The 18912-nt window shown below is 34.7% G+C and carries 20 protein-coding genes, 1 riboswitch and 1 other annotated feature; of the genes, 16 read left to right on the plus strand and 4 right to left on the minus strand.

The genetic code is table 11. The features are described from left to right. Positions 1-3 precede the first annotated feature (3 nt). From M1D66_RS01905 to M1D66_RS01930, 6 genes are all read left to right on the plus strand, one after another. Complete coding sequence (locus tag M1D66_RS01905) at positions 4-1020, plus strand: ABC transporter permease (RefSeq protein ID WP_000042077.1); 1017 nt, start codon at positions 4-6, stop codon at positions 1018-1020. Continuing rightward, the gene (locus M1D66_RS01910; RefSeq protein WP_000631245.1) at positions 1017-2081 is read left to right on the plus strand and encodes an iron chelate uptake ABC transporter family permease subunit; all 1065 of its coding nucleotides are present in this window, start codon (positions 1017-1019) and stop codon (positions 2079-2081) included. The genes M1D66_RS01905 and M1D66_RS01910 overlap by 4 nt, the downstream gene beginning before the upstream one ends. Next, positions 2078-2830, plus strand: a complete 753-nt coding sequence (locus M1D66_RS01915) for an iron ABC transporter ATP-binding protein (protein ID WP_000590071.1) — start codon at positions 2078-2080, stop codon at positions 2828-2830. The genes M1D66_RS01910 and M1D66_RS01915 overlap by 4 nt, the downstream gene beginning before the upstream one ends. 439 nt (positions 2831-3269) lie before the next feature. After that, positions 3270-4808 (plus strand): anthrolysin O/cereolysin O family cholesterol-dependent cytolysin Alo, encoded by a 1539-nt coding sequence (alo, locus tag M1D66_RS01920; protein WP_242554950.1) that lies wholly within the window; start codon positions 3270-3272, stop codon positions 4806-4808. A 193-nt stretch (positions 4809-5001) separates the two neighbouring features. After that, positions 5002-5298, plus strand: a complete 297-nt coding sequence (locus M1D66_RS01925; RefSeq protein ID WP_000409982.1) for a transporter suffix domain-containing protein — start codon at positions 5002-5004, stop codon at positions 5296-5298. Continuing rightward, positions 5288-5719, plus strand: coding sequence for a MarR family winged helix-turn-helix transcriptional regulator (locus tag M1D66_RS01930; RefSeq protein WP_000608841.1), 432 nt, complete (start codon positions 5288-5290; stop codon positions 5717-5719). The genes M1D66_RS01925 and M1D66_RS01930 overlap by 11 nt, the downstream gene beginning before the upstream one ends. A 152-nt stretch (positions 5720-5871) precedes the next feature. On the opposite strand, the gene M1D66_RS01935 is transcribed toward M1D66_RS01930, so the two are convergent. Beyond that, positions 5872-6837: a DUF4822 domain-containing protein gene (locus M1D66_RS01935; protein ID WP_197323711.1), complete on the minus strand. Its 966-nt coding sequence runs from the start codon at positions 6835-6837 to the stop codon at positions 5872-5874. A 683-nt stretch (positions 6838-7520) separates the two neighbouring features. Here M1D66_RS01935 and M1D66_RS01940 point away from each other — a divergent pair. From M1D66_RS01940 to M1D66_RS01960, 5 genes are all read left to right on the plus strand, one after another. Further along, positions 7521-8477, plus strand: a complete 957-nt coding sequence (locus M1D66_RS01940) for a nuclease-related domain-containing protein (RefSeq protein WP_002184034.1) — start codon at positions 7521-7523, stop codon at positions 8475-8477. A 49-nt stretch (positions 8478-8526) separates the two neighbouring features. Further along, positions 8527-8931 carry a phosphate-starvation-inducible protein PsiE gene (gene psiE / locus M1D66_RS01945; protein ID WP_242554951.1) on the plus strand — a complete coding sequence of 135 codons (405 nt, stop codon included), beginning with the start codon at positions 8527-8529 and terminating at the stop codon, positions 8929-8931. A 142-nt stretch (positions 8932-9073) separates the two neighbouring features. Beyond that, positions 9074-9589 carry a spermidine N1-acetyltransferase gene (speG, locus tag M1D66_RS01950; protein WP_001071090.1) on the plus strand — a complete coding sequence of 172 codons (516 nt, stop codon included), beginning with the start codon at positions 9074-9076 and terminating at the stop codon, positions 9587-9589. A gap of 116 nt (positions 9590-9705) precedes the next feature. Continuing rightward, positions 9706-9957: a DUF3955 domain-containing protein gene (locus M1D66_RS01955; protein ID WP_242554952.1), complete on the plus strand. Its 252-nt coding sequence runs from the start codon at positions 9706-9708 to the stop codon at positions 9955-9957. Positions 9958-10036: 79 nt separating this feature from the next. After that, complete coding sequence (locus tag M1D66_RS01960) at positions 10037-10276, plus strand: DUF3947 family protein (RefSeq protein ID WP_074618690.1); 240 nt, start codon at positions 10037-10039, stop codon at positions 10274-10276. A 33-nt stretch (positions 10277-10309) separates the two neighbouring features. Here the strand turns inward: M1D66_RS01960 and crcB (M1D66_RS01965) are convergent, their stop codons facing one another. Together crcB (M1D66_RS01965) and crcB (M1D66_RS01970) are read right to left on the minus strand one after the other, a co-directional pair. Next, positions 10310-10666, minus strand: a complete 357-nt coding sequence (gene crcB / locus M1D66_RS01965; protein WP_000568587.1) for a fluoride efflux transporter CrcB — start codon at positions 10664-10666, stop codon at positions 10310-10312. Next, positions 10663-11067, minus strand: coding sequence for a fluoride efflux transporter CrcB (gene crcB, locus M1D66_RS01970; protein WP_174402580.1), 405 nt, complete (start codon positions 11065-11067; stop codon positions 10663-10665). Before crcB (M1D66_RS01970) ends, crcB (M1D66_RS01965) begins: the two co-directional genes overlap by 4 nt. Before the next feature lie 54 nt (positions 11068-11121). Next, positions 11122-11181: riboswitch (Fluoride riboswitch) on the minus strand. Positions 11182-11413: 232 nt separating this feature from the next. Here crcB (M1D66_RS01970) and M1D66_RS01975 point away from each other — a divergent pair. The 5 genes from M1D66_RS01975 (at position 11414) to tyrS (ending at position 17501) form a co-directional block, all read left to right on the plus strand. Beyond that, positions 11414-12472: an endonuclease/exonuclease/phosphatase family protein gene (locus tag M1D66_RS01975; RefSeq protein ID WP_242554953.1), complete on the plus strand. Its 1059-nt coding sequence runs from the start codon at positions 11414-11416 to the stop codon at positions 12470-12472. 32 nt (positions 12473-12504) lie between these two features. Then, on the plus strand, positions 12505-14007 hold the full coding sequence (locus tag M1D66_RS01980; RefSeq protein WP_086385559.1) for a DUF4077 domain-containing protein: 1503 nt from the start codon (positions 12505-12507) through the stop codon (positions 14005-14007). Positions 14008-14173: 166 nt separating this feature from the next. Continuing rightward, positions 14174-14569: an SET domain-containing protein gene (locus M1D66_RS01985; RefSeq protein ID WP_000573649.1), complete on the plus strand. Its 396-nt coding sequence runs from the start codon at positions 14174-14176 to the stop codon at positions 14567-14569. Positions 14570-14952: 383 nt separating this feature from the next. Beyond that, positions 14953-15870 (plus strand): UDP-N-acetylmuramate dehydrogenase, encoded by a 918-nt coding sequence (gene murB, locus M1D66_RS01990; RefSeq protein ID WP_001057102.1) that lies wholly within the window; start codon positions 14953-14955, stop codon positions 15868-15870. A 97-nt stretch (positions 15871-15967) separates the two neighbouring features. Further along, positions 15968-16183: a binding site (T-box leader), on the plus strand. Positions 16184-16238: 55 nt separating this feature from the next. Continuing rightward, positions 16239-17501, plus strand: coding sequence for a tyrosine--tRNA ligase (gene tyrS / locus M1D66_RS01995; RefSeq protein ID WP_242554954.1), 1263 nt, complete (start codon positions 16239-16241; stop codon positions 17499-17501). Positions 17502-17691: 190 nt separating this feature from the next. Here the strand turns inward: tyrS and M1D66_RS02000 are convergent, their stop codons facing one another. Beyond that, complete coding sequence (locus M1D66_RS02000) at positions 17692-18870, minus strand: NAD(P)/FAD-dependent oxidoreductase (RefSeq protein WP_006918768.1); 1179 nt, start codon at positions 18868-18870, stop codon at positions 17692-17694. Positions 18871-18912 lie beyond the last annotated feature (42 nt).

Genomic DNA, 18912 nt, shown 5'->3' on the forward strand with positions numbered 1-18912 from the left:
ACAGTGTCAAAAAATATGATTTCTAGGGTTGAGAATATTTCTCAACCCCAGTTTTATAATCAAAATAAAATATGGACAAAACCTTTTATAATAGCAGTTATAGTTGTTATAATTTTAGGGATTATATCACTGTTTACTGGAGTTTATGATATACGTGGACAAGAGGACGGGACAGAGATGTTTTTCATAACTCGTGTTCCGAGAACAGCTGCATTAATGCTTACTGGAGCTGCGATGGCGATGGCAGGGCTCGTAATGCAACTCATTACACAGAATCGCTTTGTTGAACCTACTACAACGGGGACTATTGAATGGTCAGGCTTAGGCCTGCTTTTTGTGTATTTATTATTTCCTGCCCCGACTTTAGTTCAAAGAATGACTGGTGCAATCATTTTTTCTTTTATAGGAACTATGATTTTCTTTCTATTTTTAAGAAGAGTTAAGCTTCGTTCGTCTTTAATTGTTCCGATTATTGGATTGATGCTTGGAGCAGTAATTTCTGCAGTGTCTACTTTTTTAGGACTCCTTTTTCAAAAGACGCAAAGTATTGAAACTTGGTTTGTAGGTTCATTTGCTAACATTCAGGTGGGAAGATATGAATATTTATGGCTGATTGTTATCATTACTTTTCTTATTTTTATGTATGCTAATAGATTGACTTTAGCTGGACTAGGAGAAGATGTCGCAACAAGTCTTGGAGTTAATTACAATAGAATTGTTCTTTTTGGGACTGCTCTTATCTCTGTTGCAGTTGGAATTGTTGCAGCTGTTATTGGACACTTACCTTTCTTAGGATTAATTGTGCCAAATATCGTTTCAATGTTTAGAGGTGATGATCTTAGGAGTAATTTACCCTGGGTTTGTGTGATCGGAATGGGATCAATAACTGCCTGTGACATCATTTCTCGAACAATTATACAGCCTTTTGAATTACCTGTTTCTTTAATACTTGCAACAGTGGGAGCAGTCGTGTTTATTACTATTTTATTGAGACAAAGAAAACCAAGGAGGCTACGATGATCACATTAGAATATAGAAAAAAAGAAAATGTCGAAATCGATTCTAGCCTTCATAATGAAAGTAGATCAGCTAGCGCTTTTCGGTCTAAGAAGGAAGCAAGACGTTATTGGATTTTACTGATAACATTGATTGCTTTAGGTCTTCTTTCTTCATATGGACTTTTAGTTTATAACAATCCAGTTCCGATAGATTCACCTTCTTTTATCCCAGTCGTTAAGAGAAGGATAGTAGCTATTGTTGCAATGATTATTGCTGCGGTTTGCCATAGCTTGTCGACAGTTGCTTTCCAATCTATTACGAATAATAAAATTATTACTCCTTCACTTTTAGGTTTCGAATCACTTTATTCAGCAATTCAAACGAGTACAGTATTCTTCTTTGGTGCTAGTGCGTTAATAAATTTTAATGGAATTGGCTCATTTTTATTCCAAGTTGTTGTTATGGTCTTCATGAGTTTAATACTTTATGGATGGTTACTTTCCGGTAAATACGGGAATTTACAACTTATGCTTTTAGTTGGAATTATTATTGGTACCGGGCTAAATTCTGTGTCAACTTTCATGAGAAAACTACTTGCGCCTTCAGAATTTGATATTTTACAAGCAAGATTATTTGGTTCTGTTAATCATGCAGATCCTGCATATTTTCCTATTGTAATTCCTATGATCATAATTGTAGCGGTATTAATTTTTGCTCATTCTAAGAATTTGAATGTTTTGTCACTAGGAAAAGATGTTGCTACTTCTTTTGGAGTTAAATACCAACCTAGTGTAATTTATACGCTTGTATTAGTAGCTATTTTAATGTCCATTTCAACAGCTCTAATTGGGCCACTTACTTTCTACGGCTTTTTAGTGGCAACTTTGAGTTATCAGGCAGCGTCAACTTATGATCATAGATATATTTTTCCGATGGCTTTTGCTATAGGATTTTTAATAATGACGAGCGCATACTTTTTAATGTATCATGTATTCCATGCTCAAGGTGTAGTTTCAGTTATTATTGAATTATTTGGTGGAATCATATTCTTAACTATAGTTTTAAGGAAGAGGGCTTTATGATAAAAATTGATAATGTTAAAAAGTTCTATACTGATAAGGTAAAAATAGGACCTTTGGATATTGAAATACCAAAAGCAGGCTTTACTTCTTTAATTGGACCAAATGGTGCTGGAAAGTCAACGACACTTTTGATGATTGGCAGACTTTTAGATATGGATGAAGGCCAAATTCAGGTAGCAAATATGGATGTTTCTGAATCTAAATCGAAAGACTTAGCAAAAGTTTTGACTATATTGCGACAAGAAAATCATTTTGTAACTAGGCTTACAGTTAGACAATTAGTTGGATTTGGGCGCTTTCCTTATTCAAAGGGAAGATTGACTAAAGAAGATGAGGTTATCATTTCTAAATATATCGATTTCTTAGATTTAACTAGTTTAGAGAATAGATATTTAGATGAGCTTTCTGGTGGTCAAAGACAAAGGGCATATGTAGCGATGGTATTGTGCCAAGAGACGGAATATGTACTTTTGGACGAACCTCTGAACAACCTTGATGTTGCTCGTTCTGTTCAAATGATGGAGCATTTAAGACGTGCAGCTAATGAATTTGGAAGAACAATTTTGACTGTTATGCATGACATAAATTTTGCAGCTAAATACTCGGATAAAATTTGTGCGATGAAAGATGGACAAATTGCTGCTTTTGGAACAGTAGAAGAGGTTATGGACTCAACACTTTTGACAGATATTTTTGAAACAAAAATAGAGATTATTAATGGTCCTTATGGGCCGATCGCAGTTTATTAGTTATAAAATGTGAAAAAATACTGTAGCTTGCGTAGATTATGCAAGTCACTCTAGTTGAAGTTGCTGTCTGTATTTTATAGGCAGCAGCTTTTTTTATGTGATTACTTATAAAATGCAAAAGAATGCTTCACCTTTTCAAGTATGTACCAAACGAAAAAAATATCTCTGTATAACTTTTTAAAAGAATTCAGCTTGTTTTTTTATATGTAATATTGCATATCAGAGTGTATTGATAAAAGTGTAAGGGGTCACTATAATGAGGGCATAAAGATAAATCAAAATTTCGTAGCAATAAAAAGGAGGAAATAATATGGAAATCGCAATGGCAGTTTTAAAATTTGTAGGTGGCGTAATCCCGTTAATTCAAGAACTTTTAAAAGCATTTATGTAAATTTATTAGTTAGCAATCATTATCATATTTTACTAAAAAAAGAACGGGGTGATTTTTCTGAATATTAAGAAAAACACTAAAAGAAGAAAGTTCCTTGCATGTTTATTAGTTAGTCTATGCACTATTAATTACTCATCTATTTCCTTCGCAGAAACACAAGCAAGTAATGCAACTGATGTAACCAAAAATGCTAGTGGTATTGATACTGGTATAGCAAATCTTAAATATAATAATCAAGAGGTTTTAGCTGTAAATGGTGATAAAGTAGAGAGTTTTGTTCCGAAAGAAAGTATCAATTCAAATGGTAAATTTGTAGTAGTAGAACGCGAAAAAAAAACACTTACAACGTCACCAGTCGATATTTCAATTATTGATTCTGTAGTGAATCGCACGTATCCAGGAGCTGTACAACTTGCAAATAAAGCTTTTGCAGACAATCAGCCAAGTTTATTGGTGGCTAAAAGAAAGCCTTTGAATATTAGTATAGACTTACCGGGCATGAGAAAAGAAAATACAATCACTGTCCAAAATCCGACATATGGTAATGTAGCTGGAGCAGTAGACGATTTAGTATCTACTTGGAATGAAAAGTATTCTACAACACATACGTTGCCTGCAAGAATGCAGTATACGGAATCCATGGTTTATAGTAAATCGCAAATCGCAAGTGCTCTTAATGTTAACGCTAAATATCTTGATAACAGTCTAAACATTGATTTTAATGCAGTTGCAAATGGAGAGAAAAAAGTGATGGTTGCCGCATATAAGCAAATATTTTATACGGTAAGTGCTGAACTACCTAACAATCCATCCGACCTTTTTGATAATAGTGTTACTTTTGATGAATTAACTCGAAAAGGCGTAAGTAATTCGGCTCCACCTGTTATGGTTTCAAATGTAGCTTATGGTAGAACAATTTATGTAAAATTAGAAACAACATCTAAGAGCAAAGATGTACAAGCTGCTTTTAAAGCCTTACTTAAGGATAACAGCGTTGAAACAAGTGGACAGTATAAAGATATTTTTGAAGAAAGTACCTTTACTGCTGTAGTATTAGGCGGAGATGCGAAAGAGCATAACAAGGTTGTTACTAAAGATTTCAATGAAATCCGAAATATCATTAAAGATAATGCTGAATTAAGTCTTAAAAATCCAGCATACCCAATTTCATATACAAGTACTTTCTTAAAAGATAATGCAACTGCTGCTGTTCATAACAATACAGATTATATTGAGACGACAACTACAGAATATTCAAGTGCTAAAATGACACTTGATCATTACGGTGCTTACGTTGCTCAATTTGATGTATCTTGGGATGAATTCACATTTGACCAAAAGGGTAACGAAGTACTAACACATAAAACGTGGGATGGTAGCGGAAAAGACAAAACGGCTCATTACTCTACAGTTATCCCTCTTCCACCGAACTCAAAAAATATAAAAATTGTAGCAAGAGAATGTACAGGTCTTGCATGGGAATGGTGGAGAACAATTATTAATGAACAAAATGTTCCATTAACAAATGAAATAAAAGTTTCAATTGGAGGAACAACATTATATCCAACAGCTAGTATTAGTCATTAAGTATAAAAAACACTTTTTCCACGGAAGAGGTGTTTTTTTTTAGGAATACAAATAAAATTATTTTCAAAATATGTGGTTGGAATTCAATTAAACGCAATTTTAGTGAATACATTTTAAAGTCTTGCAATCAAATCAATCTTGATATATAGTTTAGTTAAGTAAACTAAATTAAAATGTATTCGGAGGTTTTGAAATGGAAAAAGAAATAATTTCAAACGAAAATAAACAAAAAAAGCCATTGCTTTTTAAAATTGGAATAGGACTTTTAATCATATATGTTCTACTTTGGGGAAGTGCTTTAATCATACCATTTACTTCACTTTCGACGCAGGTAAAGACCATTGTCATTCCAGGGTGTATAGTAATAGGAGAAATTCTATTTTTGATAGGTGCTGTCTTTGTTGGAAAAGAAGTGGTGGCAAAATATAAAAAGTATTTAAACCCGAAAAATTGGAGCAGAAAAGGTGAGAGAGAGAATTATGATAAATAAAAATATAGCTGAGGAAATCAATCAAACGCTTGAAGAACTATGGATATTACTTGAAACGAAAGAAAGATCTTATACGAATTTCAATTTAAATAATCAGCAATATACGTTGTTAACATTAATTATTCGGTACCCATCATCCACTCCTAAAGAGTTAGCTGAAAAAATGAATGTGACGAAAAGTGCCATTAGTCAACAGTTAGTGAAACTTGAAACGGAAGGATATATTTTCAGAAGGCAACATGCAGAAGATAAACGTGCATTTTCAGTTGAATTAGGTGAGAAAGGCTTGTTATATAAAAAAGAAATGGACGCATATATGCAACAGGTTTCTGAAAAATATTATGCAAGTTTATCACCTGAAGAATTAACAAATCTTTTATCAGCGCTTCAAAAGCTAACGAAAGTAATTGATGAGCTGTAGTGGTTGTTAAGGTTCAATTTTTATCCTATTTGTAAGAAGAAGCATAAAATGCCGTTTTGGTTACCTTATGCTTCTTTTCGTTTATAGATGATTTATGTTTCGAATAATAAGAAAGATCCTGCAACTCAGTACAGGATCTTTATCAAACGTTTTTAAAAGCTAAATTGTGGTTTCATATCACCTTTATAAGGCTCATGTTCAACGAATATAGTTATATCCTTACCAGCTTGGTCTTTACCAGTTCTTTTATACGTAAATTTATTCTTATTTAGTTCAGTAAGCTCAAGAGCAGCACCGTATTTATTATTTCCAATGGAAACATGGGCTCTTATTTTATTTTCGTGTACAACATCGAAGTAGCCATAATCACCGCGGCTTTGACCTGTTTCGCTATTGAAGAACTCATATTTATTAGATTTGTCATCAAATTTTGCTAGGCTTATAAAATTCGAATTAAACTGTGTTACATCGTTACCAGCTTCATCTAATACCTTTGTTCCATGCCAAAGGGTACTGCCTAAAATTTTATCTCCATCAACGTTTTTAACAATATCTCCTGTAGTCGTGTTCAGCTGCTTGTCCGGATCAGTGAAAGAAAGTTCTTTTTCTTTATATGGAACATGTTCAACGAAAACTTCTACATCTTTACCGTTAGCGTCTTTCCCCATTCGTTTATAAGTAAATACATTTTTATTTAGTTTTGTCATGTCAACGACAGCTTGATACTTCATTGATTCTGAAATTAATATTCTCTTCTTCCCATCATTTGTGACAAAGAAGGTTCCTTTATCGCCACGACTTGCACCTGTTTTAGCATCAAAAAATTCATATCTGCCTGACTTTGCATCATACTTTGCAAGACCAATGAAGTTTGCATTCTCTTTTGTTAAGTCATTCTTATCTTTGTCATACACTCGTGTACCTTGCCAATTTGTCTCGCTAAGAATATTAGCCATTTTTTGCCCTTTAGTTAATTTGTTTTCCTGTTTTGTTTCTTTAGCAACTTGTTCTTGTTTTTGTTTCCCGTGATTTTCTTCAGCTTTAGTACCAGCACACCCTGTTAATACTAATGTGAATCCGAGCAGTACGGATGATAGTGCTTTTGTTTTTTTGTTCATGTTTTATCGTCTCCTTATTTTATGATTTCAAGTAGTACGGTTAGCGATTATAGTAGCAGTGCATCATATATGAACTTAGTTGCTACGTTTCTTATGTTAATACCCGACTATAAACTGCCTCTAAATAAAACATTAAAAAAAGATAAACTAATTCCTAAAAAATGTTCATATTTATAAAAATCGCTAGCTTGCTGTAGTGCCTACGAGTAATCCAAAAAATACATTGTAAAGAAGAAGGAAAGCCGCTAATAATAATGTAATTGCTAATTGTAGCTATGCGGAAGTAATAACGTTGTGAAACGATTTTGAGGTATATAGTTTCAGTGTGAAAAAAGTGAAAGTTGCTATAAGTACAAATGGATTTTGTGGACTTCACGGCAAAGTTATAGATAGAGTGGCATTGCAGGGTTAAAAACCATAACTTTGCTGGAGGAGCGGGTTATGGTTTTTTTATGAGGAAATACGATTTTAAGTTTTTGCTGAAGGTGTTTTTCTAGGATATGCTGTGAGTGATTGGAGTGAGGTAGTGTCAGATATTGTCGACCGATCGATATATTGGAAAAATCGTTGATATATTGTGAGTTGTGATAGATATATTGGAAAAATCGTTGATATATTGTGAGTTGTGATAGATATATTGGAAAAATCGTTGATATATTTGTAAAGGGGTGTTTGAGGTGATTGTGAAAGAAAGAAAAATGCCGATTTATATAAGACAGTTAGAAGCACTGCTTAGAAGGTTACCTGTACATCATCCAAAACGAAATTTAATTGGAGAAAACTTGGCAAAACACATGGCGGGGTATAAAGGGGAGCAAGCAATTGATTATCCACTTAGTTTTATTTCTGAGAAAGAGTATAGTGTTTTACATGATGTTCGCTTATCTAATCATGATCAATACTTTCAAATTGATACTATTATCATTTCCACAAAGTTTCTTCTTTTTCTTGAGATAAAAAATATAGCAGGTACATTAATGTTTGATGCAAAGTTTAATCAACTTATCCGAATAACAGAAGGAAATTCAGAGGGATTTCCAGATCCGGTTTTACAAATAAAAAGGCAAGAAATACAATTAAAGAAATGGTTAAGCTTACATGGATTTTCCTCTAGTCTTCCAATCGAGTCCCTCGTTGTTATTAGCTCGCCTCGTACCATTATAAAATCTTCAGATGACAATCTTCTTCATACAATTATTCATAGTGCAAATTTACCTCATAAAATAAAGTGGTTTGAAAGTAAATATAAGAGAAAAGTTATAGATAATGTAGATAGGCTCATTCATCAAATAATAACGGAGCATTCTCCACTTCAACAAAATATACTTGAGCAATATAAAATAGAAAAAGAGGAGTTGTTAAATGGAGTACAATGTGAGAAATGCTTAGTTATTCCAATGGTTAAAGTGAAGAAGGGCTGGCGTTGTACAAGTTGTAAAGATTTTTCAAAAGTGGCACATGAGGATGCTATACGAGATTATGCATTGCTCATTAGTACGACATGTACGAACGGTAATTTGAAAGAGTTTCTCCATGTTTCGTCGGGTATGGTTGTAAACAGAATTCTCCACACACTAAATCTCCCCTACACTGGAAACAACAAAGGACGAATATATGATTTAACTTCTTTCCAATCGTAATTTTGCTATAATAAATAAGTACTTATACGAAGGGGAGTCTAAAGAGAATATGAGGTCATTTAATATCGATCATGTTATAGCTAGTGTTTTGCAATGGATATTAAATATAGCTTTAATTATATTATCCATTGTGTTATCGATTTTCTTAGTGAATGAGACGATCACGTTTGTGCAGTATATTTTTTCGTCAAAAGAGTATACGTCTTATAAATTGGTTGAAAGTATCATCGTCTATTTCTTATACTTCGAGTTCATTGCATTAATTATTAAGTATTTTAAATCGAATTATCATTTCCCGTTACGTTATTTTATTTATATCGGAATTACGGCTTTAATTCGATTAATTATTGTGTCTCATGAGGAACCGATGGAGACGTTATTATACGCAGGAGCAATTCTTGTTTTAGTTATTGCTTTATACATATCGAATATGAGAGATTTGAGAAAAGAGTAGTAGTGCAGACGTAAGTTTGCACTACTTTTTTACATCTTGACCTTCAAGTTGCTTGAAAGTTTACAATGAAATTAGGGCGTTTGAAATCGAAAAAAATTGAGAAATTAAGTGAAGAGGTTTCTTTTACTTGGAGGTTATAGGAATGAATCAGGAATTGAAGTTACGTCCATTAGAACGAGAAGATTTAAAGTTTGTACACGAACTGAATAATAATGCGCATATTATGTCGTATTGGTTTGAAGAGCCGTATGAGGCATTTGTGGAGCTGCAAGACTTATACGATAAACATATACATGATCAAAGCGAACGCCGATTTATCGTTGAGAAAGACAATGAAATGGTTGGATTAGTTGAGTTAGTAGAAATCGATTATATTCATCGTAGAACAGAATTCCAAATTATTATTGATCCGAATTATCAAGGATATGGTTATGCAGTGGATGCGACGCGTTTAGCAATGGATTACGCTTTTTCCGTACTAAATATGCATAAGATTTATTTAGTTGTAGATAAGGAAAATGAAAAAGCAGTACATGTTTATAAAAAAGTTGGGTTTATGATAGAAGGTGAGCTTATCGATGAGTTTTTCGTTGATGGTAATTATCATAATGCGATAAGAATGTGTATGTTCCAAAAGGCATACTTTGGCACAAAATAACTGACTGGAAGAGCTATAGATAAAATATTATCTGTAGCTTTTTTGTGATGCGAAAAACATTTTTATTGCAAAACAATAAATAATTGTTGATTCTTAATAATTTCAGGCGTATTATGATGGTAATAAAATCAGTGAGAATTAAAGGAGAGTATATGATGAAAAATAAATACGTAGTAGCTATTTCTTTCATGATTTTAGCGATTATTTCTTTAACGATACATGCTTCAAACAGTAAAGTAGGAGCGGATGGATTTCTTGGAGAACCTTTCTTTTTCCTAGTACCGATAAGTTATATATTGTTCCTTAGTGGTATTGGTGTATTATTATTTGGATTTATTACTTCAAAGCTGAAAAAGGGCAATAAATAGGGGTTACCAATAGGGACGAAACACTCACTATGAAATAGAAACATACCATATGGAAGAAAAAGAATAAGTGAGATGAATCATGATGAACCATCATTTTTATAATGGAAGACAAGTAGGAGCAGCTATTACGCTGGCTGGGGCACAGGGAACAATTCATGCTATGAATCAAGCTATTCAAATGCAACAACAAGCATATTTTGCACAAATGATGCAAAATCAGTATATGCCGTATTCACAGCTTCCGATGCAAATTGTACATTACAATGTACATCCAGCTGGTGTATTTTCCATTCCATATGGCGGAACATACTTCTTATGAAAGAAAGCGACTCAATAGAGTCGCTTTCTTTTTTTATATTCCGCCTAGCTTCATTCCAAGGAATGCGAAGAGGATACCAATTATGTAAGTAGCGCTTAAGTATAAAAGGAAAGTGCTAATATTTTTTCGATTGAGAAGTTGAACAGCTTCTAGTTTAAACGTAGAAAATGTAGTGAATGCACCCATAAATCCAGTACCTAATAATAGTTGCCAACCTGTAGTGACCCCATTGCCAATTATATATCCAAGTAAAAAAGCCCCTGTTATATTAATAAGGAATGTAGCAAGTGGAAATTGTGTTTTATTTCTTTTCTTAAACCAATTGCTAATTGCAAATCGTGTAATCGCACCGAAAAATCCTCCTGTTGCGACTAATAAGGCTTCTATCATGAGTAATCACCTTCCGTAAGAGATTTCTTAATTAAGAAATCTCCAAGTGTATAGCCAAGGCCAGACATAATGAGGCCACCAAGTATGCTACATGATACATATAAGAAGGCTATGCTCCACTCAGAATGATTGATCAATTGCACAGTTTCTACACTAAATGTTGAAAAAGTCGTAAAGGAACCGATGAATCCAGTCCCGATGCCTGTGATAACCTCTGAAGGTAAGACGTTTAGCCGGGCGATATAAGTAGTTAGCCACGCTAAGAAGAAGCAACCGATTAAGTTAATGAGTAATGTTGCTAATGGAAATGAATGATGCCAAAATGTGGTGATATTAAGACCTAAATAATAACGAGAAAGAGCTCCTAATATACCGGCAATGCCGACGATAATATAAATCAATTTTCTCACCTCTTTAAATAGCTTGCTCAAAAAAATAGACTCCTACCAGTATTCATACTGGTAGGAGTCATTAGCTAAGCAGCGTTTATGGCGAACTCCATCGCCTATGATTATTACATATAGTGTACTAAATATACCGTTTAATTTCCAGTGAGGAGGAGGGTGTAACTTTTCTTTTTTTGATGTCTGAAGGTTTTTCAAGTAATTAAAATGGGATCGATTACTTATCAACTAAATATAGTGATATAAGGTTTTAATTATGATAAAATGTTTCTTATGTGTGTCGTTTCGTTTTATTTGACTGAAAATAAAGAAAAATAAATTTGCGTGAAAAGGAGTCATTTATTTGAAGAAATTTTTAAAAATCGTATTTATATGTGTTTTAGTAGTAGCGGGCATTGTAGGAGGATTTCTAGCGTATATGACACTTACTAAAGAACAGCCTGCTGATATTATAAGCTTGAAGGTGGAGAATAATAAGGAGCGCGTATTAGCGACTGGAAATGAATTTAAAGTTACAACATTTAATATTGGATATGCTGGGTTAGATAAGGACCAAGATTTCTTTATGGATGGTGGAAAGGGATCTGGTTCAAGTAGTAAAGAGCAAACGGAAACTAATTTAAAGAATATGCTTTCGTTTTTACAAAATGAGAATAGTGATTTTGCACTATTACAAGAAGTTGATATAAAGTCACTTCGTTCATTTGATGTAAATGGACATGAATTTTTGAAAAAAGGATTACCTGATTATGTTTCGTCATTTGGCAAGAACTACGATACAAAATGGGTTCCAGTGCCAATAACAAATCCAATGGGATATGCGGAGGCTGGATTAAGTACGTTTTCTAAATACACTGTTCAAGAAGCGAAGAGGTTCCAGCTTCCTGGAATGGAGCCTTGGCCAAAGCGTTTGTTTGATTTAGATCGAGCAATTGTGGAATATAAAATTCCTGTTAATAATGGGAAACATGTTAGACTCGTAAATTTACATTTGTCTGCTTATGATGAAGGCGGGAAAATTAGAAAACAGCAAGTAGAGTACTTAAAAGAATATATGAACAAGCATTATGAAAATGGTGATTACGTAATAATGGGCGGAGATTGGAATCAATTAGTTTCAAACGCTCAATTAAGTGATCCGAAGTTCGTGAAAGAGCGTCCTGAGTGGTTAGTAGAGTTACCGAAGGACTTTACAGACGGTGGCTTTAAGTGGGCTGTAGATCCGTCTGTTATGACTGTGAGAGATGATGTAAAGAAATATGTAGAAGGTGAAAATTTCGTCACTATTATTGATGGCTTTATCGTTTCACCGAATGTAGAGATTGTAAATGTACAAGGGAAAGATTTAAAGTTTGAAAATAGCGATCATAACCCAGTAAGTGCGGTATTTAAACTGAAGTAATTGATATGTATAAGTAGAAGGTGGGGCTTCATATGGATTGGTTAAAGAGGACTTGTTTTTCTAACCTTGAGAAAGAATCACAGAAAAATCATTTATTACTGTTGATAACGATTTGTAGTTTCTTTCTTGGGATAATCGCAATTGGGTATTATGGATATATTTTTACAGAGAGAGCCATAGCGTTTTGGATTTGTGGTATTTCTGTCGTTGCATTTGGAACGCTGTTTACTTTTATAAAAAGTATGGAATCAGCGTATAAATATATCATGACATTTATGTTGCTTACAATGTCTTACATTATGGTACAAGCTTTTAATGAAAGCCCGGCTGTATTTCAAATGGTCTATTTTACATTAGCTGTTTCACTTATTTACTTAAGTGAGCGCCTCATTTTAATTCTTGGCGGGGTAGCTGTTGTGATCACATTTATCCTTTGTAGCTATTGGCCGGAGCAATTTTTTGCTTATACAGCCTCGTCTGAAGCTGCTAATTTCGCAAGTTTGTTAGCGATTGTAACAATCGCTATGTGGGGCGTCACGAAAATCGGTTCTAATCTGCTCCTTCGTTTAAGTGATGAGAAGCAAGAAGTAATGAGAAAAGCTCAGGAGTTAGAAGAGACGCAAAGACTTATTGAAGAAACAGTTGTGAAACTAGATAGTAATTTCAATCATTTAAGACAAAATATGAACACGTCGATGGAATCGATGAGTGAAATTAATTTTGCCTTTGAAGAGGTGGCAGTTGGTACGCAATCACAATCAGAGATGATGTATCGTTCGGTAGAAGTATTGAATGATATGGAGGGAAATATTGAACAAATCATCTCTCAAGTAAGAACTGCATCGGCTCGTGTGGATGAAAGCTTAGAAATTTCAAAAGGTAGTGTACATACTCTAAGAAATTTTGAAACTAACATGAGAAGTTTAAATGATGTTGTTTCACAGTCTGGAATTATATTTAGAGATTTAATGATGCAATCGAAACAAATTAATGAAATTGTAGATGTAATAACGAATATTTCAAGTCAGACGAGTCTGCTAGCTTTAAATGCAAATATTGAAGCTGCGAGGGCAGGCGAGCATGGAAAAGGTTTTGCTATTGTAGCGAGTGAAGTGTTAAAGCTTGCTGAAGAATCAAATCGTTCTGCGGGAAGAATTCAAGGGATTTTGAAGGAGTTTAGTAATCAAGCAAGTAAGGTAGAAGTGCAAGTAGAGAAGTCAGAAAGAGTACAAGAAGAATGTAACGAGATGTTAGCAAGCGTTTTAACAAATGTAACTGATTTAGGGAAGTTTATTGATGCGATTAATGAAGTAATGCGAGAGGTTGTTGTTCATCAAGAAAGTTTCCAAGTTAAAACAACGAATATCGTAAAGGATGTTACGCATGCTTCTAACGTAATTCAGCAAACTTCTACAGCTACAGAAGAAGTGCTAGCGAGTGTGGAAGAAGAAAAACATCGAAATGATACGTCAGTGAAGACGTTACAAACTGTTAGCGAGCAAGTGAAGTTGTTAGAAGATATTTTAGAAAAGTAATATTGCTTGGAAAGAGCACGAATGATGTGCTCTTTTTTCATTGAAACGAATACTTGATAGGAATTTAATTGCTTTTCTGCGCGTTTTCTGCCAAGCTTAAGGAGATAAAATTCAGCTAATAGCGGAATTAAAATACTTCAAAGAAAGAATTAAATAGGTGACGCATATGATCGAAGTTAAGACTTCTGAACTTAGTGATGGAGAATTTAATAGAGGTGTATTTGCAACTCGTGATATTAAAAAAGGTGAGTTGATACACGCAGCACCAGTTATCTCTTATCCGAATGAACAGCATGAACACATTGAGAAAACATTACTTGCTGACTACGCATTTGAGTATGGAATCAATCATACGGCAATCCTTTTAGGATACGGTATGTTATTCAATCATTCATATACACCGAATGCAACGTATGATATTGTCTTCGAGAACCATACGTTTAACTTCTATGCTTATAAGGATATAAAAGCAGGAGAAGAAATTTTAATCAATTATAATGGTGAAGTTGATAACGATGAGCTGTTATGGTTTGATAAAGAAAAAGAAGAGAACGAAAAGTAATATAAAGAGTATAGAAAGAGCACATTCTGTCGGATGTGCTCTTTTTTCATTGATGTAAATAAAGTAAAAAGTACAAAAAAATACCACTTTCTTTTTGTGTGGTATAGTAAGATACTGAGGGATAGTGTTTTGAAAAAGTCACATATTTTACAAATTGTTGTCTTTCTGATGACATGTCAAGTTTAGTAGTCCATTTGGGTTGCTTTATTATGCAATATATATTTTAATATGAGTGGCACCTCTTATAAATTAAGAGGTTTATAGGTGTCTCGAATTGATTTTGGGTACACTGTATCCACCACTTTAGGTTCTTTCATGTACGTGGGGATATTATGGGCCCGTATAACGGGATAAAATGAATATAGAAATAGAGGAATCGTAAAATGAATATGCAAGAGGTTTATAAATATTTAAGTACGGTATTGCCTGAAGGACATGTTAAACAAGATGAAATGTTAAAGAATCATACGCATATTAAAGTTGGCGGAAAAGCAGATGTTTTTGTTGCGCCTACAAATTATGATGAAATTCAAGAAGTTATCAAATATGCGAACGAATATAATATTCCAGTTACGTTTTTAGGAAATGGATCGAATGTCATTATTAAAGATGGTGGAATTCGCGGGATTACAGTAAGTTTAATTCATATTACAGGTGTTACTGTAACAGGAACGACGATTGTAGCACAGTGTGGTGCAGCAATTATTGATGTATCACGTATTGCCTTAGACCATAACTTAACGGGTCTTGAGTTTGCTTGTGGTATTCCAGGTTCAGTTGGCGGAGCATTATATATGAATGCTGGTGCATACGGCGGTGAAATTTCGTTTGTATTAACAGAAGCTGTCGTAATGACAGGTGATGGAGAGCTACGTACTTTGACGAAAGAAGCATTTGAATTTGGATATCGTAAGAGTGTATTTGCGAACAACCATTACATTATTCTTGAAGCGAGATTTGAACTTGAAGAAGGTGTACATGAAGAAATTAAAGCAAAAATGGATGATTTAACGTTTAAACGTGAGTCAAAACAGCCTCTAGAATATCCTTCATGTGGTAGCGTATTTAAGCGCCCACCAAATAACTTTGCTGGTAAGTTAATTCAAGACTCAGGACTACAAGGTAAGCGAATTGGTGGAGTAGAAGTTTCTTTAAAACACGCTGGGTTTATGGTGAATGTTGATAACGGAACAGCACAAGATTACATCGATTTAATTCACTTCGTACAAAAGACAGTTGAAGAGAAATTTGGCGTGAAGTTGGAGCGAGAAGTAAGGATTATTGGAGAAGATAAGGAATAACAAAATACGTATGAAGATATGAATTATTTCAAAATAATATTTGGGTATTGTTGACAATTTGTTTTCAATTCAATATAATGGCTAATAATTTAACAAATAACATACGTTGAAAGAGCCCAGTAGCAGTTTGTCACTGTTAACGAGAGAGCTAGGGGTTGCTGGAACCTAGCACAAACAAACTTGCGAATTACACTCTGGAGTATCTTAGGTAATGCTAAGCGGACTAGCAATCGATATTATTGCTAAGAGTGGTATGAGTAGCTATGCTATTTATGCAAACTGGGTGGTAACACGGTGAATAATCGTCCCTATGTCTATCGTAGACATAGGGACTTTTTGTTTTTAAAAAATAAAGGGGATGACAAAAGATGAATATTATTGATGAATTAGAATGGCGCGGCGCCGTTAATCAGCAGACTGACGAAGAAGGTTTACGTAAGCTAGTAGAAGAGAAAAAGATTTCGCTATACTGCGGAGTTGATCCGACTGGTGATAGTATGCATATTGGACATTTGATTCCGTTTATGATGATGAAGAGATTCCAATTAGCTGGTCATCATCCTGTTATTTTAATTGGCGGGGCAACAGGAACAATTGGTGATCCGAGTGGACGACAATCAGAGCGTCAACTTCAAACGTTAGAAGTGGTTCAGCATAATGTAGATGCGTTAACAGTACAAATGAAAAAGCTATTTGATTTTGGTGGAAATAGCGAAGTGAAGATGGTAAATAACTATGATTGGACACATGAAATAAATATTATTGAGTTTTTACGTGATTACGGGAAAAACTTTAGCATCAATAGCATGTTAGCGAAGGATATTGTAGCAAGCCGTTTAGATACAGGTATTTCTTTCACGGAATTCACGTACCAAATTTTGCAAGCGATGGACTTCCATCATTTATACACGAAAGAGGATGTTCAACTTCAAATTGGTGGTAGTGACCAATGGGGAAATATTACGAGTGGTTTAGATTTAATTCGTAAGTTAGAAGGTCATGAGGCGAAAGTATTCGGATTAACGATTCCGTTATTATTAAAATCGGACGGTACGAAGTTTGGTAAATCAGCAGGTGGTGCGGTTTGGCTTGATCCTGAAAAAACGACACCGTTTGAATTTTACCAGTTCTGGGTAAATACAGATGACCGTGACGTAATTAAATACTTGAAATACTTTACGTTCTTAACGAAAGAGCGTATTGATGAATTAGCAACGAAGGTAGAAGCGGAACCTCATAAACGTGAAGCGCAAAAAGTGTTAGCAGAAGAAATGACGAAATTTGTTCATGGAGAAGAGGCGTTCCTGCAAGCTGAGAAAATTACAGCAGCGTTATTTAGCGGAGATATTAAATCGTTAACAGCTGATGAAATTGAACAAGGCTTTAAAGAAATGCCAACATTCCAGTCTTCAAAAGAGACGAAAAACATCGTAGAGTGGCTAGTCGATTTAGGAATTGAACCATCTAGACGACAAGCACGCGAAGACATTAATAATGGTGCGATTTCTATGAATGGTGAGAAAGTAACAGATGTGGGTACGGATGTTACTGTAGAAAATTCATTTGATGGAAGATTTATTATTATTCGTAAAGGGAAGAAGAACTACAGCCTTGTGAAGTTAGGTGAATAGTTTGTGTGAAAGGATGGGAGTAGGAAGAATACTTCCATCCTTTCGTATACACAATTTGGACATAAAATAATCAGTAAATTTAGATAATTAAAAGGGTTATATTATTCTTTTGACGAATAAATAAGTTAGAGAAAATTACGGATAAAAATAGCCCGAACCATGCAGGGCATGATTCGGGCTTATATTCAGATTAGTAAGCTAAGCTGAATAGACCTTTAATGTGTGATAAGTAACGAACGTTACTTGCTTCTTTCATTAATGATGCTGGTAAGCCTTTAAGTGGAGTATTGCTTGCTCCAATTGTAGCAACCGCATCTTTACGTCCTAGACTAGCAAGTGTTCCAGAGTTTACAGGTGCGAACTCTTCTAATGCTTTGCCTTCTAGTGCTGCGTATAAGTTGTATCCAATTAACTCACCCATTTGCCAAGCGATTTGTGCAGTTGGTGGGTATGGACGTCCGTCTGGAGCGAAGACAACAGCGCTGTCTCCAGCAACGAATACGTCTTTGTGAGAAGTAGATTGTAGGTATGCATCAACTGTTGCACGTCCACGGTTAACTTCAAGACCTGATTCACCGATTAATGGGTTACCTTGTACGCCGCCCGTCCAAACGAATGTGTTAGCAACAAGTTTTTGACCGTCTTTTAAGTCGATTTCGTTGCCAGCAACGTTTGTTACAGGAAGACCAGTTAAGAATGTAACGCCGCGCGCTTCTAGGCTAGTAGTTGCACGTTCGATTAAGTGATCTGGTAATACTGGAAGGATTTTTGGACCTGCTTCAACAAGAAGAAGTTTCACTTCTTTTGGATTTACGCCGTGGCTTTTTGCAAGTTTAGGCATAATGTCAGCAAGCTCACCAACTAGCTCAACGCCAGTTAATCCGCCACCACCGATTACGATTGTAGCATCAGCTTCGTTTTTCGTTTTCGCGTATTCACGAATACGGTCTTCAACGTGTTTGTAGATTTTATTTGCATCAGCAGCAGATTTTAATACCATGCTGTTTTCTTCTAGTCCTGGAATACCGAAGTAAGCAGTTTTACTTCCTAAAGCAACTACAAGTGCATCGTAAGATAAAGTAGTGCCGCCAGCTAATTTGATTTCTTTGCTATCAACTGAGAATGACTCAACTGTTGCAATTTTAAGGTCGATGTCTTGCCCTTTGAAAAGCTTTGTAAGTGGCATTGCAACTGCTTGCTCAGACACGTTACCAGCTGCAAGGCGGTGTAGTTCAGTGATGATTTGGTGTGTTGGGTATTGGTTAATCACTGTAACTTGTGCTTCTGATTTGCTGTAATATTTACGTACGTTTAAAGCGGCAAGAAGACCGCCATAACCAGCGCCTAAGATGACAATTTGTTTTGACATAGTATGATATCCCCCGTCTTTACTAATTGTTGTTATAAGTTA

The sequence above is a fragment of the Bacillus sp. PK6-16 genome (assembly GCF_056530295.1).

Excerpts from the sequence above, each read along its gene's own strand:
- M1D66_RS01910 (WP_000631245.1), top strand. The coding sequence starts at position 1,017 with ATGATCACATTAGAATATAGAAAAAAAGAAAATGTCGAAATCGATTCT.
- M1D66_RS01915 (WP_000590071.1), top strand. The coding sequence starts at position 2,078 with ATGATAAAAATTGATAATGTTAAAAAGTTCTATACTGATAAGGTAAAA.
- M1D66_RS01925 (WP_000409982.1), top strand. The coding sequence starts at position 5,002 with ATGGAAAAAGAAATAATTTCAAACGAAAATAAACAAAAAAAGCCATTG.
- M1D66_RS01930 (WP_000608841.1), top strand. The coding sequence starts at position 5,288 with ATGATAAATAAAAATATAGCTGAGGAAATCAATCAAACGCTTGAAGAA.
- M1D66_RS01935 (WP_197323711.1), bottom strand. The coding sequence starts at position 6,837 with ATGAACAAAAAAACAAAAGCACTATCATCCGTACTGCTCGGATTCACA.
- psiE (WP_242554951.1), top strand. The coding sequence starts at position 8,527 with ATGAGGTCATTTAATATCGATCATGTTATAGCTAGTGTTTTGCAATGG.
- speG (WP_001071090.1), top strand. The coding sequence starts at position 9,074 with ATGAATCAGGAATTGAAGTTACGTCCATTAGAACGAGAAGATTTAAAG.
- M1D66_RS01955 (WP_242554952.1), top strand. The coding sequence starts at position 9,706 with ATGGTAATAAAATCAGTGAGAATTAAAGGAGAGTATATGATGAAAAAT.
- M1D66_RS01960 (WP_074618690.1), top strand. The coding sequence starts at position 10,037 with ATGATGAACCATCATTTTTATAATGGAAGACAAGTAGGAGCAGCTATT.
- crcB (WP_000568587.1), bottom strand. The coding sequence starts at position 10,666 with ATGATAGAAGCCTTATTAGTCGCAACAGGAGGATTTTTCGGTGCGATT.
- M1D66_RS01980 (WP_086385559.1), top strand. The coding sequence starts at position 12,505 with ATGGATTGGTTAAAGAGGACTTGTTTTTCTAACCTTGAGAAAGAATCA.
- M1D66_RS01985 (WP_000573649.1), top strand. The coding sequence starts at position 14,174 with ATGATCGAAGTTAAGACTTCTGAACTTAGTGATGGAGAATTTAATAGA.
- murB (WP_001057102.1), top strand. The coding sequence starts at position 14,953 with ATGAATATGCAAGAGGTTTATAAATATTTAAGTACGGTATTGCCTGAA.
- tyrS (WP_242554954.1), top strand. The coding sequence starts at position 16,239 with ATGAATATTATTGATGAATTAGAATGGCGCGGCGCCGTTAATCAGCAG.
- M1D66_RS02000 (WP_006918768.1), bottom strand. The coding sequence starts at position 18,870 with ATGTCAAAACAAATTGTCATCTTAGGCGCTGGTTATGGCGGTCTTCTT.